The following is a 14,472-nucleotide window of genomic DNA, read 5'->3' as shown; positions in this document are numbered from 1 at the left end:
CTGTTCATCAGAACAGCGCAGCCCCTTGTTCGAAGTCCAGCAGCCGCCGCTTGTGTTCCAGGCCGCCGCCGTATCCGGTGAGGCTGCCGTTCGCGCCGATGACGCGGTGGCAGGGCACGATGATGCTGATGGGGTTGCGGCCGTTGGCGAGGCCTACCGCACGGGAGGCCTTGGGGTTGCCCAGGGCTTCGGCCAGTTCGCCGTACGAGCGGGTCTCACCGTACGGGATCCTCCGCAGCTGTTCCCAGACGCCGCGTTGGAAGGGCGTGCCGTCCAGCCGCAGTTCAAGGGTGAACTCCTTCAACTCGCCCGCGAAGTAGGCCGCCAGTTGTTCCTCGGCCTCACCGAAGACGGTGTCGTTGTAAGCGCCGAAGATCTCCCGCAGTGGGCTGTGGCGCCGAACGCTCAGGTAGAGGCCGCACAGGATGCCGTCGGCGGCGGCCAAGGTGAGCGGACCGTACGGGCTGTCGACGACGGTGTGGCACCTCACTGGGTTCACTGAATGTCCTTGTTGGGGAAGTAGTTGAGCAATCCACCTGGTCGACGGCTTTTCTTTGCCGATGATTCCGGCCGGGCACAAAGGGACGATGCCGACAACAACCTGCCATTTGCGGCTGGTCACGCCCTGGACGAGCCTCGGATTTCGTGGACACGGCGCAAGGGTCGGGAGAGAGGACGGCGATGCGGAATTTCTCGATGAATGAGTGGCTGTCACTCCGCGGCGGCCCCGGCGCTCGGCAGAGCCGCCGCGGGGAGGGATCCTCGTTCGGCGACAGTCCGTCACATGAGGTCAGGTCGAGGGCTCATGCTCCGCGATCTCCTCGATGTAGGACACCCCGCGGGAAGCCTCGGGACCGAAGCGCTCCCAGTCCTCACGGAGCCGGACGCGCCCGTCGGGCAGGATCTCAGGGGTACTGACACAGCGGCCGGACACGATTTTCTCGTCCGCCAGGACCTGGCAGTAGACCAGGTCGAGGCGGCCGTCGCCGACCTGCCGGCCGACCAGGTAGCCCCGTACCACGGCGCCTCCGGAGAACTCCGCCCAGACGGTGTCGCGCTCCTGGTGGTAGCGGCCCACCGGGGCGCCGGTGCCGGTGGCCGTCTCGGCTGCGGCGGACCGGAAGGACCTGCCGTCGTAGTCGATCGCCCCGGTGACCTCCGCCGTCATGACGCCATCTGCCAGCGGGTGCTGACACTGGTGTCGCGGATGGCGAAGATCTCGCGCTCGAACAGCGAGTTGATGACCGTGGCACTGCGCACCGACAGCAGGGTCAGATTGGCGTCCGGGATGCCGTGCGTGTAGCGGGACCGGTTGAGCGCGAAGATCCGGTGGCCGTCCGGGCCCTTCCAGCGCACCGAGTAGTCGCTGTCCACGAGCATCTCCCCGGTGTCGTCCAGTTCGATCCGTTCGAGCAGCTCCGGGTCCAGCGGCGGCTCGGCCGCGCGACGGCCGGTGGCCAGCACGGCGTGCGCGGCGATGTGCTGCTCACGCCCCACAGGGGAGACGGCGTGCAGGGTGAGCCGGTCGCCGTCGGCCTCGGCCGAGACCACGTCGCGCTCCGGGTAGAGCGTCACCGGGTACTCGCCGTGGCGCAGCATCCCGTCGTAGTTGGCCTGCGAGATCGCGCGGAGCGTGCCCGGGGTGATGGCGTCCCCGGTGAGGACGTGACCGTCCACCAACCGGCGGCGTGTCTCGCGGGGCACGTCCTGCAAGAACTGGACGTACGCCGGGCGGTAGAAGTCGTTGGCCGTCGGCGAGTCGTCCATCGGCTGGAACCAGGGACGGCGGCCGAACCAGGAGATACGGGTGAAACCGCGGCCCAGCAGTTCCAGCACGGACTCCGCGCCGGTCTGCCCGCCGCCCACCACCGCGACCGGGTCCGCCGGGTCCAGCAGGGACACACGGGAGGTCAGCTCCTCCGGGAAGAAGGCCCGGTCACCCAGCACACCGACCAGGCCGGGGGGCGCGGACGGCTTGCTGCCGAGCCCCAGCACCAGGTGGTCGCTGGTGGCCACGAGTTCGCCGTCGGCGTGGTAGGCGAAGCCGTTGTCGAAGGTGATCCGGTCGATGTCGGTGCCGTAGCGGATGCAGTCGAGCTGCTCGGACGCCCAGCGCAGGTACTGCGCGTACTCCTGCCGTGGGATGAAGTCGTACTGGGCGTTGAGCAGGCCCCAGGCCCGCCCGGTGGAGACCATGTAGTTGATGAACGACATCCGGTGGCACGGATCGGCGAACGAGACCAGGTCCTTCAACCACGAGGTCTGCAAGCGAACGCCGCTGAGTAGCAGGTCCGGATGCCAGGCGAAACTGGGGCGTCGCTCCAGCAGGGCCATCTGGTGCGGTGCGACGGATTCGAAGAGCGCGGCCAGGCTCAGGTTGGCCGGGCCCGCTCCGACGCCGACGGTGTGGTAGTGGCGCATGGCAGTGTCCTCCAACGGTCGTTGTTCGGTGGGTTCGTGCTCAGTGGGTTCGTGTTCGGTGGGTTCGTGCTCCGTGGGTTCGTGTTCGGGCAGGATTTCCAACCGCGACGTCACGCCGGGACCGGTGACTGGTGCAGGAGGCGGTCGGCGGCGTGCCGGGCTGCCGCGAGCGCGGTCTTGGCGGCGCCGCCGCTCCCTCCGGTGAAGGTGAACAGGTTGGTTCCGGCCCCAGCCGTGGGGCGCAGCCGCAGGCCCGGCGGGGCGGTGTAGCAGTCGGCTGCGACCACGACGTGGCGTGGCCCGGCGAGTCCCAGCTCGGGGAAGACACGGGTGGCCAGGTCCGAGGTACGCCGCAGGAGCGCCGGGACCGGCCGGAGGTTCGTGGGGTCGACGTCGTAGGCGTCGCTGGGAACGCCGAGGAGGACTCCGTTGCCGGGCCCGGGCCGCCCGTACAGGCCGGTGACCGCGTCCACGAACGGGGCGGGGAGGGTGCCGGTCGCGTCGTACACGCCGTACTGGATGAGTTTGGTCCGGTACTCGTCACCCGGCAGCAGCGCCGGCGTCCACGGACCGGCGGCCAGGACGCACCTGTCGTAGCAGCGCCTTTCGCCGTCCACCAGCCAGCTCACCACCGCGCCGGGCTCGGCGTGGACGGCGTCGACCGTGCCGTGGACGAAGTCACCCCCGATCCGGACGAAGTCGGCCAGCACCTCGTCACGGAACCTCCGTGGCGAGATGAAGCCCGCGTGCCGTTCCACGACGGTGTGCCGGGCGGCCACGAACGGGGCCTCTCCAGGCGCACAAGCCCGCGCGGACCCGGGCAACAGGCGCTCCAGGTGCTCCATGGCAGAGGGATCGGCCGGATCGGCCCTCAGGTAGGCAGATCCCGTCTCCTGGTAGCCGCTCCACGCCCGCAGCAGGCGGCTGACGCGCAGTTCGGCCAGGGTGGAGGCCGCCAGGTCGAGTTGGAGCGGGTCCGGTTCGTATCCTCGCACCAGCCCCCCGGACACCCCGGTCGCGCCGCGCTCGGCCGAGGGGGTGTCGACGAGTTCCACCCGAAGACTCCGGTCGGCCAGCTTGAGCCGCCAGGCGAGCAGCGTGCCGGCGATGCCGGCCCCGGCCACTCCCACGCGTGGCCCGTTCATGACTCGCCGGTGATGAGCGGAAGCAACGCATTCGGCGCGTCCCCGAGGCACCGGACGGCCAGCGCCGGATCGAAGTCGGGCAGCCGCAGCGCGGCCTGCGCCCGTACGAGATCGCCGTCACCCCGCGTCGGACTGTCATGGAAGGCCCGGAAGGCGTCGAATGTGAAGTCGCTCCCGTAGCGGTCGGGCCGGTCGTGGCACAGGAACAGCCGCACCAGTCCGGGGTCCTCCACAGCGAGCAGGTCGTTGGCCCAGATCGCGTGGTTGCGGCTGGTGGAGAACTTCTCCCCGTCCAGCCGGTAGAACTGATTGACCACCAGCCCGCCGAGCGTCCCGGCGGGCACTCCGGCGGCGGCGAACAGTGCCGGGAACACGACCGCGTAGTAGAAGGTGTTGTCGATGCCCAGGAAGTGCCACAGTTCACCCACCTGCTGCCACGCGTTGACGCAGTCCGCCAGGGAGTAGGCGGCCGGGTCGACGGCGCGGGCGACTGCGTAGAGATAGCCGAGCCCCATCTCGATCCACACGTCGGCACGCGGCCCCGTCAGTACGCCGAGCTCGATGCCCCAGTCGGTGGGGTAGGCCGCCAGGATGTCGGGGAGCCCGGCGTCCAGGTAGTGGCGGATGAGCGCCATGGCGGGGGCCGGCACATGGGCGCGCGCCCAGGCCTCCAGCAGCTGTGCACGGTACGACTCCAGGCGCAGCACGGGCAGTTCCGCCCGCCGCTCGGTGACAGGGGCGCCACAGCACGTCGAGCGCGCGTCGACCATGGTGTCCGCGGTCGCGAAGCGCGCGCACCCCTCGCAGGTTCCGCCGCCCATCCCCGCGCCGCATCCGGGGCAGGCGCCGGTCACGTACGCGTGGTGGAGCGTGCGCCCGCAGTCGGCGCAGACCTGGTAGGTGGTCTCCTCCAGCACGAACGCTCCGGCGGCCACCAGTTCGGCCATGAGCCGGTCCACCGCCTTGCGGTAGTCGGCGTCCTCGGTGGGGTCGACCAGCAGGTCGTAGTCGATGCGGGCCCGCCGGAACGCCGTCCTGATGTCGGAGCCGTAGTCGCGCACCACCGCCGGTACCGGGCGCTCCTCGGCGTCCGCTTTCGCCACCACGTAGTTCTGGTGGCTGTCCAGCCCGGTCATGGTCAGCACACGCTCACCACGGTGGCGGGCGGCCCGGGCGGCGACGTCCGCGGCGATGTAAGGGCCGCTCAGATGGCCGATGTGCAGGGGCCCGTTGGGGGTCGGCGGCGGGGTCGTCAGCACGGTGAGCCGGTCGCCCGCGTTCATCGCCGCGGCTGCGTCCTTCATGTCCGCGTCTCCGTCCGGGCGGTCTCCGGAAGCCAGTAGACGCTCAGCAATACCAGCGGCTCCGTGGCCGACCGGTTGTGAATGACGTGCGCCTCGTTGCCGTTCAGCAGAATCGCCGTCCCCTGCGAGGCCTCGGTCCGGCCCGCCGCCTGTGCGGGGTCGTCCGGAGTCTCGAAGTCGGCGGCGCCGTCCACCACCACGGCCAGCTCCACTTCGTCATGGCAGTCGCGTCGGCTGCTGCCGCCGGGCGGAATGACGCACCACATGGCGTTGAACGGCAACTGATCGTTGATGGCGTACTGGGTCCACCTGCCGATCTGAATTTGATTTTCGGCAGTAAGCCGGGCGGTTACGGCATTGAGCTTTTCCATGATTTCGATTGTGCCCCGTGAAAGCCGGACAACGCTGGCAAGAACCTGCCACCTTCCCACATTGACCGGTCTGTGTGGCGGTCTTACTGTCGGGTCGCTATAGAAGCACAAAATGCAGTCGACATGGCGGCGCAATAAGCACCGGCCTCGCGGCTGTTGACCGAATTGTTGGGAGTGTGTGGTGAGTGTGGATTCGGCTGCCCAAACACAGTTGCGCAAGGTGCTGGGCACCCGCGACCTCATCGTCTACTACGTGTCCACACTGGTCGGCTCGGGCATCCTCGTGGTGCCCGGCATCGCGCTGGAGCTGGCGGGGCCGGCCTCGCTGCTGGCCTGGCTGATCCTGGCCGTCGCCGCGTTCCCGATCGCTGCGGCCTTCGCCCGTTTCTCCGCCGAGTACCCCAGCGCCGCCGGGACCAGCTACCTGATCAGGCGCGCCTTCGGCGACCGCCTTGGCGCCTCCTCCGGCCTGTTCCTGCTGCTGCTCAACCTGCTGGTCAACCCGGTCCTGGGCCTGGCCGCCGCCCGCTACTTCGCAGCGCTGATGGGCTGGCACGGCCACACGGTGATCCTGCTGGTCGGTTTCGCGGCCATGAGCCTGGGCGTGGTGGCGAACATGCTCGGTCTCCGGATCGCGTCGCAAGTGCAGCTGGTGCTGGTCTTCAGCCTGATAGCCGGGCTGGTCGCCGTCATGGGGGTGTCCGCTCCGGCGGCTCAGCCCGAGCTTCTGACCCCGTTCGCGCCCTACGGCTGGGGGGCGGTCGGCACGGCGATCCTGGTGTGCTTCTTCTCGTTCTTCGGCTGGGAGCACGTCTCGCACGTGGCCGACGAGGTCCGTGACCCGCGGCGCAGTTTTCCGCGCGCCGCCCTGATCGTCGCCGGGATCATCGGCGCCCTCTACTGCACTCTTGCGCTGGTCATCGCGCTGGTGGTGCCGCCGCGTACCGACACCGACACCACGGCCGTACTGGCCGTGCTGCTGCGGCTCAGCCACGGCGAGGACGCCGCCCGGCTCGGCTCGGCGCTGGCCGTCTTCCTGATCGTGGTCAACATCAACGCCTGGGTCCTCGGCGCATCCCGGCTGCTGTACGCGATGGCCCGCGACGGTGCGGCGCCTCGTCGGCTGTCAGTTGTCTCCCGCCGCACCGGCACCCCGGTGGCCGCGCTCTGGACGGTTTGGGTGTGCTACGCGCTCGACATCGGCGGCATGTACGTCCTGGGCGGCGACGAGCACGATCTGATCCCGTTCGCCAGCGCCTCGACGCTGGTGGTGTACCTCCTGACCTTCACCGCGGGCATGCGACTGTTCACGGGCCGGGCGATGCGGACGCTGTGCGCCGTGGCGCTGGTGACAAGCGTCGCGTTCCTGCTCGGCGGCGGGCTCCCGTCACTGCTGGCCGTACTGGCCTTCACGGCCACGGTCGGCTACATCCTGCTGCGCGGCGCGGCGGCTGGACCGTGACCGCTGGACCTGTCGGCCGATTCCGGTGCCGCACGCCCGGTCTCCTTGTCCACCATGGGAACAAGACACTTCGCGCCGCCGACGTCATCCGGCAGCGGCGGACTGCCGAGCAGTCCGTATCGGGCGGTCAGCACGCCCGCCTGGAACCGGCCGACTGCCCCGATCTGGGACATCACATCGGCGATGCGGCGGCGGCAGGTACGCAGGGACAGTCCGAGACTGCGCGCCACCTGTTCGTCCGTCGCGCCCTCACTGAGCAGTCGGAGGATCGCGGGCCTGGGGTCGGCCTCCGCCGGCCTCGCGGGGTCCGAGTGGCGCGTGGTGACGGCGGGTAGCGCCCATCCTCCCTCCCACAGGTGCTCGAAGACCCGGGTGAAGATGTCCACCATGCTCCGCTCGCTGATCAGGCTGGTGCGGCCGGGAATGTGTCCCAGCAGCACCAGTCGGCGGTCGACGACGGTGAACTCGCCAGGCACCTGCTCGACGGTGCGCAGCCGGGCGCCCCGATCGGTCACCGTTCGGGCGTAGTCACGCATCGAGGGAGCGGTGCGACCGGTGTGATGGAACAGCGCGCGGACGGCGATGCCGCGCTGCAGCAGGTCGGTGACGCGGTGTGCTGCCCCCTCGGTCGACTCCGGGGCGGTTCTTGCCACCAGCAATTCCTTGACGCATCCGGCCAGGGTGTCGCGCATCAGCTCCTCGGCCTGCGCTCCGGCGAGAATCTCCATCGTCCGGCTCCTGTTCTATTCGCGCGTCTACTGAAGGATTGCCGCTGTGGTCGGGAGGCGCTACGCCTCACCAGTTCCAGAGACCTGTCAATTTTTTGTGCACCAAAGAGAGATTAAGCAATTGAATGCGCGCATTCCCGAGCTGAAACTCAACCGCGCGCGAAAGAAATCGTAGGAACGAGATAAGGTGACCGTCAATGAAAATGGGACCTGATCACGCCTAATACTGTGGTCGAGGTCGGCCTGGCGGTTCGGTGCGGTGCTTTGAGTTGTGAAGTTTGAGTGAGGGAGAATCCTGTTCCGGCTGTGGATCTGTCGATGAGGTGACCGCCGTGCTGGACCGTGAAAGGTCCTCAAGGACGCCTGTGCCCCCCGGTCGACCCACGGTCGGCCCCGGCCTGCGAGAGAACACCGGCGAGAGCGCCCCGGTGGTGTATCCCGAGCTTGCGATAGGAGCTCGTGAGGTGCTTCTCGACCGCTCGGCGGCTCACCCCGAGAAGCTGCGCGATGTCGCGGTTGGTGTCCCCTGCCGCCGCCAGCCGCGCCACCAGGAGTTCCGCCTTCGTCAGTGTCGGGCGCTCCGTCTGCCTGCTCGCGGCCTCAAGGGCACTCGCCTGCGCCAGCTCGGCCAGTTGGACTTCACCGCAGTCGAGCGCGAGCCGGTGACTTCGGCGTAGATGCCCGACCGTCTCGGGGTGACCCTGCTCGCGGAGTTCGGTCCCCAGCTTCAGCAACGACCTTGCCAGCTCGAGCGCGTTGGCCGAGCTCTCCAGGATGTCGACGGATTCCCGCAGTACGGCGATGCCCGCCTCACCCCCGATGACCTCGCCCAGAATCCGTTTGGCTCGCCCGAGGGCGGCCGGTGCCCCCCATTCGGCCGCCAGCAGGCAGTCCTCCTCGGCGAGTTCACGCGCCGCGTCGAGGTCGCCGAGGCGCCGGTACAAGTCCGCGGCCAGCGCACGCCACGGGAACAGCACAGGGTTGTTCATGCCCGATCGACCCAGATGCCGGCCACACTCCTGGTACCGCTCCAGGGCCAACCGGAGATCGCCCTCGGCCATGGCCAGCGTGCCCCGCATCAAGTGCAGCATCGAGGCCGGGCACGCGTTCGTGGCCGCAGTTCCACAGATGTCCAGCACGTTCCTGGTCAGCTCGACATCCCGTAGCCCGGTCGCCACGGAGGCCATCGCGATCACGGTGGTGGGGTCGGCGGTGTCCCATTCGAGTGCACCGAGTTCGAACGCGTCCGTGGCGGCGCGTCTTGCGTCCGTGACTCGGCCCGTATGAAGGGCGACCACAGCCTGTTCCATCCGGATCAACGCCTGCTCGACGACCGTCCCATGCCTGCGGGCGTGGTCGAGTGCAGTCCCCAACCAGGATGTGAGGCGCCCGGTCGACTCCGCGGCCGCCAGCACGGGCACCAGCAAGGGCAGCGCGGTGTGCACGTGTGAGGACAGGGCGGGCTCCCGCTCGACGATTCGCTCGGCGATACGGGCCACCCAGGGTGACGACCGACGGCTGCTGAGGGTGACGGCGAACAGCAGTAAGGTCAACAACTCGCGCTCCGCGGGAGTGCCCATCGGGGGATCACCGCCGAACTCGGCCAGCCGCGTGCTTCCGTCGGCCAGGGCGGCCGGATCGGTGCGGTCGAGGTACCGCATCCGGGCCTCGATCCGCAGCTTGAGTTCCCGGTCGGCACCGGACAGCTCGTCCACGTCGCCCAACTCGTCGAACACCGGGCGGATCAGCGCACGTACACCAGGTGGGGCGGCGCCCAGAAGGGTCGGTGGCACATTCACGATCGCGGCCGCGCGATCCCGCGCGGAACTCAGCAGGGGAAGCGCGTGGTTGATGTGCCGTACCGATGCACCCACGTCGAATGCCCGCTCTGCTGTGGCGAGCTCGACCAGCAGCCGTGCCCGGTCCTCCCCGTTCGTCGAGGTGTCGAGCAACGCACGGCGCAAGTAGCGCGAGGCGAGTTCCGGAGCGCCTCGTCGCATCGCCGTACTGGCTGCCGTGCGCAGCACGTCAGCCATCCACGGCCCCTGCGGTGAGGTTGTCGCCAGCATTTGGTCCGCCCTCTGCTCGACGGCGTTCTCACTTCCGTGCAGCGCCTTCGCCGCCCGGATGTGCAGCGTCTCGCGTTCCTCGGCCGTCATCGACTCCTCGATTGCATCCTGTACGACGACGTGGACGAACCCGGGCCGCTGCCCGCAGGCCAACAGGCCCAACGCGTGCAGGGCATGCATCGCCTCCGAGCATCCGGCGGCGTCCAGACCAGCGATTTTCCTGATGACTTCCGCATCGGCCCGGGCGCTCACGATCGCCATGGCCTTGGCCACGTTGCGTACCGGCTCGGCCTGGGAGCCGATGCAGTCGATGAGGCGGTCACGCAGTTCCGCGGGCCGCAGCGATCGGACCTGCTCGGCGTGCTCGGCCCTCGGAGGAACGCCGTTGACCGACAGGTTGAACAGGATCGACTTGAGGAACAGCGGATTGCCGCCCGTCGTCTCGTGGCAAGCGAGGACGAACTCCTCGTGCCCGGCCTCACCGTACTGGTCAGCCACGAGGGCACGTGTCCCCGCCAGGGAGAACAGGCGTGGTCGCAGCACCCGCACGGCTGCCCCGGTGATGGCCTGCACCGTCGGCCTGTTCGACGTCGGCTCACCGTCCCAAACCGTGACCACGACCAGTATCCGGAGCCGGATCAGCCGGCTCGTCACGCGAGCGAGCCATTGCAGCGAAGGCTCGTCGGCCCACTGGAGCCCGTCCACAAGGATCATCGAGGTCTGCTCGGCGCTCATCTGTTCCACGAGCTTCAGCAGCCCGAAAAGCACTGCCTGCCGTACCGAGACCGGCCGAGTGCCTGCGGCGTCGAACAAATCCTCGCTGAGGACCAGTTCCGCGAGCCCCGCGGCACCGGAGAGCCACCGTTCCCGCGTCTTCCCGTCCGCCTCGAACAAGGCGGGTCCCAGGAGTTGGCGCGTCACACCGAAGGCGTAGTCCTGCTCCAGCGCTGAGGCGCCCGCGCTGAGTACCCTGACATCTTCCTGAGCGGCCGCCCCGGGCAGGGCGCGCAGCAGCTCCGACTTGCCGTTGCCCACCGGGCCACTGATCACCAGAAGCGACCCACAGCCCTGGTGAGCGGAGCGAAGTGCCTCGGAGACCATGCTCAACTCGTCGTCTCGCTCGAGTAACACCTGTTCACCACCTCCTGATCCCGTGAAGGCCCGCCCAGGGCGAGCACGGCGGTCCGTGACCGGCGCCCCAGGGGCCAGCAGGTACTCTGCGGCACCGCGCGGCGCGCCGGTGAACCCCCGGCGCAAGTCTTGACCGACACGATGTGCGTGCGAGCGAGGCCGGGCAGTCCGGTGACATCGACGGCTGCCGCTCGCCCGGCTGTTCTCCCCACCGCGAGTCGGCGGAACAACGCCCGCTCTTCGGCACGTTCGATCAGGGCGTTGACCGGCTCCGGATCACTCGCGCCCACTGCGCACCCCATCCGGCTTTCCGGCCCTCCGGGAGGTGGTCGCAACGCCCCTCGGACGGATGGCCCGCTCAGCCGCAGAGGACTCTCTGAGCGCGGTGACCATCTCCGCGCGGGAGGACACACCGAGCTTGCGGTACACGCTGGATAGATGGGTCTCAACGGTGCGCAGCGTGACAAAGAGTGCCACCGCGATGTCCCGGTTGGTCGCCCCGGCCATGGCATGGTCGGCCACCCGCCGCTCGGCGGCGGTCAGGAGATCCGCCAGCTTGTTGTTCAGCCCCCGCATCCTGCCCCCGGCGGTCACGAGCAGTCTCCTGGCGATCGCGTGGGTGGACGGGGAGCCGCACCGCACCGCCAGGTTGACGGCACGGCGCAGATACTTGCGCGCTCCCGCGTCATCACCGATCTGCAACAGCCCGCGGCCGAGCAGGAGCTCCGCCTGGAGCTGGCTGAACCGGGCGGGCGATGCCGCCAGTCGCTCGACGGCCTTCGTCATGAGTTCCAGTCCTCGCCGACCCGGCGTCGCCACCCCCCGTGCCAGCAGGCTGAGCCCGACGCTCTCCGGCGTCCCCCAGCGAAGGCTCCACTCTTCCTGCGCTTCGACCAGAGCGAGCGCTTCCGGCCGGCGGTCCAGGTCCGTCAGAACGACCGCGGCCGGTACCCACCACGGCGCGAGTACGGAGCTGGAAATTCCCGCCTCGGCCATGCTGCGGCCACACCGCAGCAGAAGCGACAGTCCGCCTTCGCTGTCGCCCAACAGGAGCCTTGCGCAGCCCCTCAGCACGAGGACCTCGTGGTGTTCCCACGCGAAGTTCGGCTGATTGATCTCGTCGAGCAGGGCCCCGGCCCGCTCCGGCTCACCCCGGTTCACCAGCATGGCGGCGAACCCGATCCGGGGAGTGTTCCAGTTCCGGTCCCGGGCGAGGTTCATCGCGGCCTGGGCGTCGGCCGCTCCCCCGGTCGGCCGCCCCATGCGCATGGCCACGCCCGACCTGATCGCCAGCGCGTCGCATTGCGCCCTGACCGCACCGACCCGCCGGGTGTTCTCCACGATCCGGTCCAGCGCGGCGAGGGCCTCCTCCGGCAGGCCGGCGCGGTCCAGGACCTTCGCCGCCAGGATCAGAGGTTCATGGCCAACGGCGAGGGCGCCGGAGACCGCGGCCCTCGCGTGGTCCGCCGCCTGTTCCGCGGACCCGCCGTCCAGCATGACGGTGCCTGCCAGTGTGCCGACGGCCGCCCGGTCGGATGGGGTGCCGCCATGCGGAACCGCCATCGTCCGAGCACGCCGGAGGGTCTCCCGCACATGTGGCTTGCTGCAGACGCCGACGCTGAGGAACACTGCTTGAGCCTGCCTGTGCAGGAAGCTGTCTGCGGCAGGCAGCTGCTCAGGGGCCCCGTCCACCGCATCCAGTACGTCGGACAGCAGGCGAAACGCCGGGGATGCTTTTCGCGTCCTGAGCGACAGCACACCGTAGCGGGTGACCAGCGCAACGCGGGCCCAAAAATCGGCCGTCCGCTCGATGGCGCGCATGAGGTGGGGCATCGCCGCTTCCGGATCGGCGTCGGAGAGTGCCGTGGCGAGCTCGATCAGGGTCTCGGGGTGGTCGGGTACCGCCTGCAGGACACGTTCGAGGAAGCGCACCTCGTCCTCGGGGTCGCCGCGCCGTCGTGCGTCGGCCGCAGCGCTCCGCAGGGTGCTGGTCATCCATGGTTCCTGCAGCTCCGGCAGGTCGACGAGCAGGTGGGCCACCTCCTCCGGCGGGCGGCCCTCGTCATGGAGCAGGAGCGCGCCACGCAACCGCAGCGCGTCGAGGTCGCCGGGGGGTAGTTCGCCCAGGACGGTGCCATGTACCTGGCCTGCCACGAACTCCAGCCGCTCCGGAGCCAGCAGGCCTTGCCGACGCAGCGCATCCACCGCCGCGGCCACTGTGGGCGCGGACAGCTTGAGCAGAGCGGCGATCGTTCGGGGTTCGGTGGCGCCGAGCAGCGCGATGCCGACGGCCACCTTCCGGACGTTCTCCGGCAGCCGGTCCAATCGCGCCGGCACTGCCCTGGACAGCACCCGCTCGCCGATGTCTGCAGCTCGCCGGAGTCCCGGGCCTTCCGGTCGCACACCGTGATCGCGGAGCTCGGCGAGCAGCGACCGCAGCGAAAGCGGGCTGCCGCCGGACAACTTGGAGCAGAGCCGAACGAACGACGGCTCGAGCGAAGCCCCCAGTGCTGCGGTGATGAGATCGGCGATCTCATCAGAGGAGAGCGGGCCCAACTCGACGGTTGTGCCGGCAGCGTGCCGGGTGACGGTGGTCAGCAGCTCCCGCCCCGGCCCCGTTGCGTCCGGGTCGTACGCCAGGACCACGAGCAGCGGATCGGCGAAGGTTCTCTGGAGCAGGAAGTCCACCCATCGCAGGACGAGGGGATCGCAACGGTGTGCGTCGTCGAGCATGATCGTCAATGGGCCGTCAGCCATCACACGGGTAGCGAGCCGGGACAGTCCGGACAGGATCAGGTATCTGGCATTCTCGCCGACCTCGCCGAAGTCGGGCTCGCTGCCGGGCAGGAGCGTAGGCAGCGCCCACCGGGCCGTACCCGCCAGCAGCGGCGAAGTCGCCGCGTCCGGAGCCGTGAGCCCAAGCGGCCCGAACAGGTCACGCAAGGTCTTGCCGGGAAACCCCGGCTCACGGCCGGTGGCGAAGAGGACGGTGCCGTCGTGACGTTCGAACTCCGCGCGCGCCCGCGTCAGCAGGCTGGTCTTCCCCATTCCTGCCGCACCGCTGACGAAAGCCACGCCGGCCCTGCCCTTGCGTACCTCAGAGGCGGTATCCCTGAGCATGCTCAGCGCCGAGGAACGCCCGATCTGAGGTAGGTCATCACCCGAATCGCCCGCATCCCAGCTCGCCGGCAGGTGGGCTCCCTTCCCTGACTTGCGAAGCCTCCTGTCGGCACGAAAGTTTTTCATGATTCGCAGCTGGTCATTTTTCGGGACAATCTCGCTCATGCTGATGGGGAATCCAGCCGTTCAGTAACCATCGCGCCCGGCCATGGCAGGTGGAGGTGTCGAGGGGGGGGTGGTAATGGACATCGACGTCCGGAATCAGGAGGTCTCCAGGCAGAACCGGCCAAAAGCCTGGCAGCCGTCGGCCGCTGGCCCGCGGGTGCGTTACGCCATGGCAGCGCTCAGACACCCGCCCACGGAGAGCCTCCTCCGGCCGCAGCGAGCCGCGGCTCGTCCAGGAGCTCGTGGAAGAGTCGCCAGGCCGGCCGGATCGGCTCACACTCCGACAACTTGCCGGCCGAGGTCATGTCACACCGCGAAGTCACGCCTTCGGGCCGGATCTCGTGGCGGCAGGCCTCGCCGCCCGTGAGGCTCAGCCCACATCAGGCCCGCCTGCGGGCGCGCTGCCCGCGACCGCCATCACAACGGAGTCGAACCTGCCGAGGACATTGACCTGCGGCCCTCGACGCCCGATGTCACTCATGAATGTGCTCTTGTATTCGCACGATGAGCGGGCAACATCGGCGATCGGTGCAGAGGGGTGGGATGGGGAGAAAAG

General features: G+C 69.1%; 11 protein-coding genes. 1 reads left to right on the top strand and 10 read right to left on the bottom strand.

Annotated features, from left to right (window positions below):
- Positions 1–7: 7 nt before the first annotated feature.
- The 6 genes from FNH08_RS13185 to FNH08_RS13160 form a co-directional block, all read right to left on the bottom strand.
- A complete protein-coding gene (locus tag FNH08_RS13185) occupies positions 8–490 on the bottom strand; it encodes a methylated-DNA--[protein]-cysteine S-methyltransferase (protein WP_322724391.1) in 483 nt (160 codons plus the stop codon).
- 300 nt (positions 491–790) lie between these two features.
- Complete coding sequence (locus FNH08_RS13180; RefSeq protein ID WP_152771665.1) at positions 791–1,168, bottom strand: hypothetical protein; 378 nt, start codon at positions 1,166–1,168, stop codon at positions 791–793.
- A complete protein-coding gene (locus FNH08_RS13175) occupies positions 1,165–2,421 on the bottom strand; it encodes a lysine N(6)-hydroxylase/L-ornithine N(5)-oxygenase family protein (RefSeq protein ID WP_152771664.1) in 1,257 nt (418 codons plus the stop codon). The genes FNH08_RS13180 and FNH08_RS13175 overlap by 4 nt, the downstream gene beginning before the upstream one ends.
- A gap of 110 nt (positions 2,422–2,531) precedes the next feature.
- Positions 2,532–3,566: an NAD(P)/FAD-dependent oxidoreductase gene (locus FNH08_RS13170; RefSeq protein WP_152771663.1), complete on the bottom strand. Its 1,035-nt coding sequence runs from the start codon at positions 3,564–3,566 to the stop codon at positions 2,532–2,534.
- Positions 3,563–4,870, bottom strand: a complete 1,308-nt coding sequence (locus FNH08_RS13165; protein WP_152771677.1) for a class I tRNA ligase family protein — start codon at positions 4,868–4,870, stop codon at positions 3,563–3,565. Before FNH08_RS13165 ends, FNH08_RS13170 begins: the two co-directional genes overlap by 4 nt.
- Positions 4,867–5,241 carry a cupin domain-containing protein gene (locus tag FNH08_RS13160; protein WP_228034095.1) on the bottom strand — a complete coding sequence of 125 codons (375 nt, stop codon included), beginning with the start codon at positions 5,239–5,241 and terminating at the stop codon, positions 4,867–4,869. The genes FNH08_RS13165 and FNH08_RS13160 overlap by 4 nt, the downstream gene beginning before the upstream one ends.
- Positions 5,242–5,422: 181 nt before the next feature.
- On the opposite strand from FNH08_RS13160, the gene FNH08_RS13155 reads away from it, so the two are divergent.
- On the top strand, positions 5,423–6,703 hold the full coding sequence (locus FNH08_RS13155; protein WP_152771662.1) for an APC family permease: 1,281 nt from the start codon (positions 5,423–5,425) through the stop codon (positions 6,701–6,703).
- Here the strand turns inward: FNH08_RS13155 and FNH08_RS13150 are convergent.
- The 4 genes from FNH08_RS13150 to FNH08_RS51835 all read right to left on the bottom strand — a co-directional run.
- Entirely contained in the window at positions 6,667–7,431 is a 765-nt protein-coding gene (locus FNH08_RS13150; RefSeq protein WP_152771661.1) for a helix-turn-helix domain-containing protein, read from the bottom strand. The genes FNH08_RS13155 and FNH08_RS13150 overlap by 37 nt on opposite strands.
- 353 nt (positions 7,432–7,784) lie before the next feature.
- Positions 7,785–10,631: an ATP-binding protein gene (locus FNH08_RS13145; RefSeq protein WP_152771660.1), complete on the bottom strand. Its 2,847-nt coding sequence runs from the start codon at positions 10,629–10,631 to the stop codon at positions 7,785–7,787.
- 276 nt (positions 10,632–10,907) lie between these two features.
- Complete coding sequence (locus tag FNH08_RS13140; RefSeq protein WP_152771659.1) at positions 10,908–13,916, bottom strand: AAA family ATPase; 3,009 nt, start codon at positions 13,914–13,916, stop codon at positions 10,908–10,910.
- 370 nt (positions 13,917–14,286) lie between these two features.
- The coding region (locus tag FNH08_RS51835) for a hypothetical protein (RefSeq protein WP_228034093.1) at positions 14,287–14,472 on the bottom strand (186 nt) is incomplete at its 5' end.

It is taken from the genome of Streptomyces spongiae, assembly GCF_009377185.1.
GTDB classification, from domain to species: Bacteria; Actinomycetota; Actinomycetes; order Streptomycetales; family Streptomycetaceae; genus Streptomyces; species Streptomyces spongiae.
The sequence above is the reverse complement of the archived record's forward strand: the minus strand, read 5'-3'. Positions and strand labels throughout refer to the sequence as shown.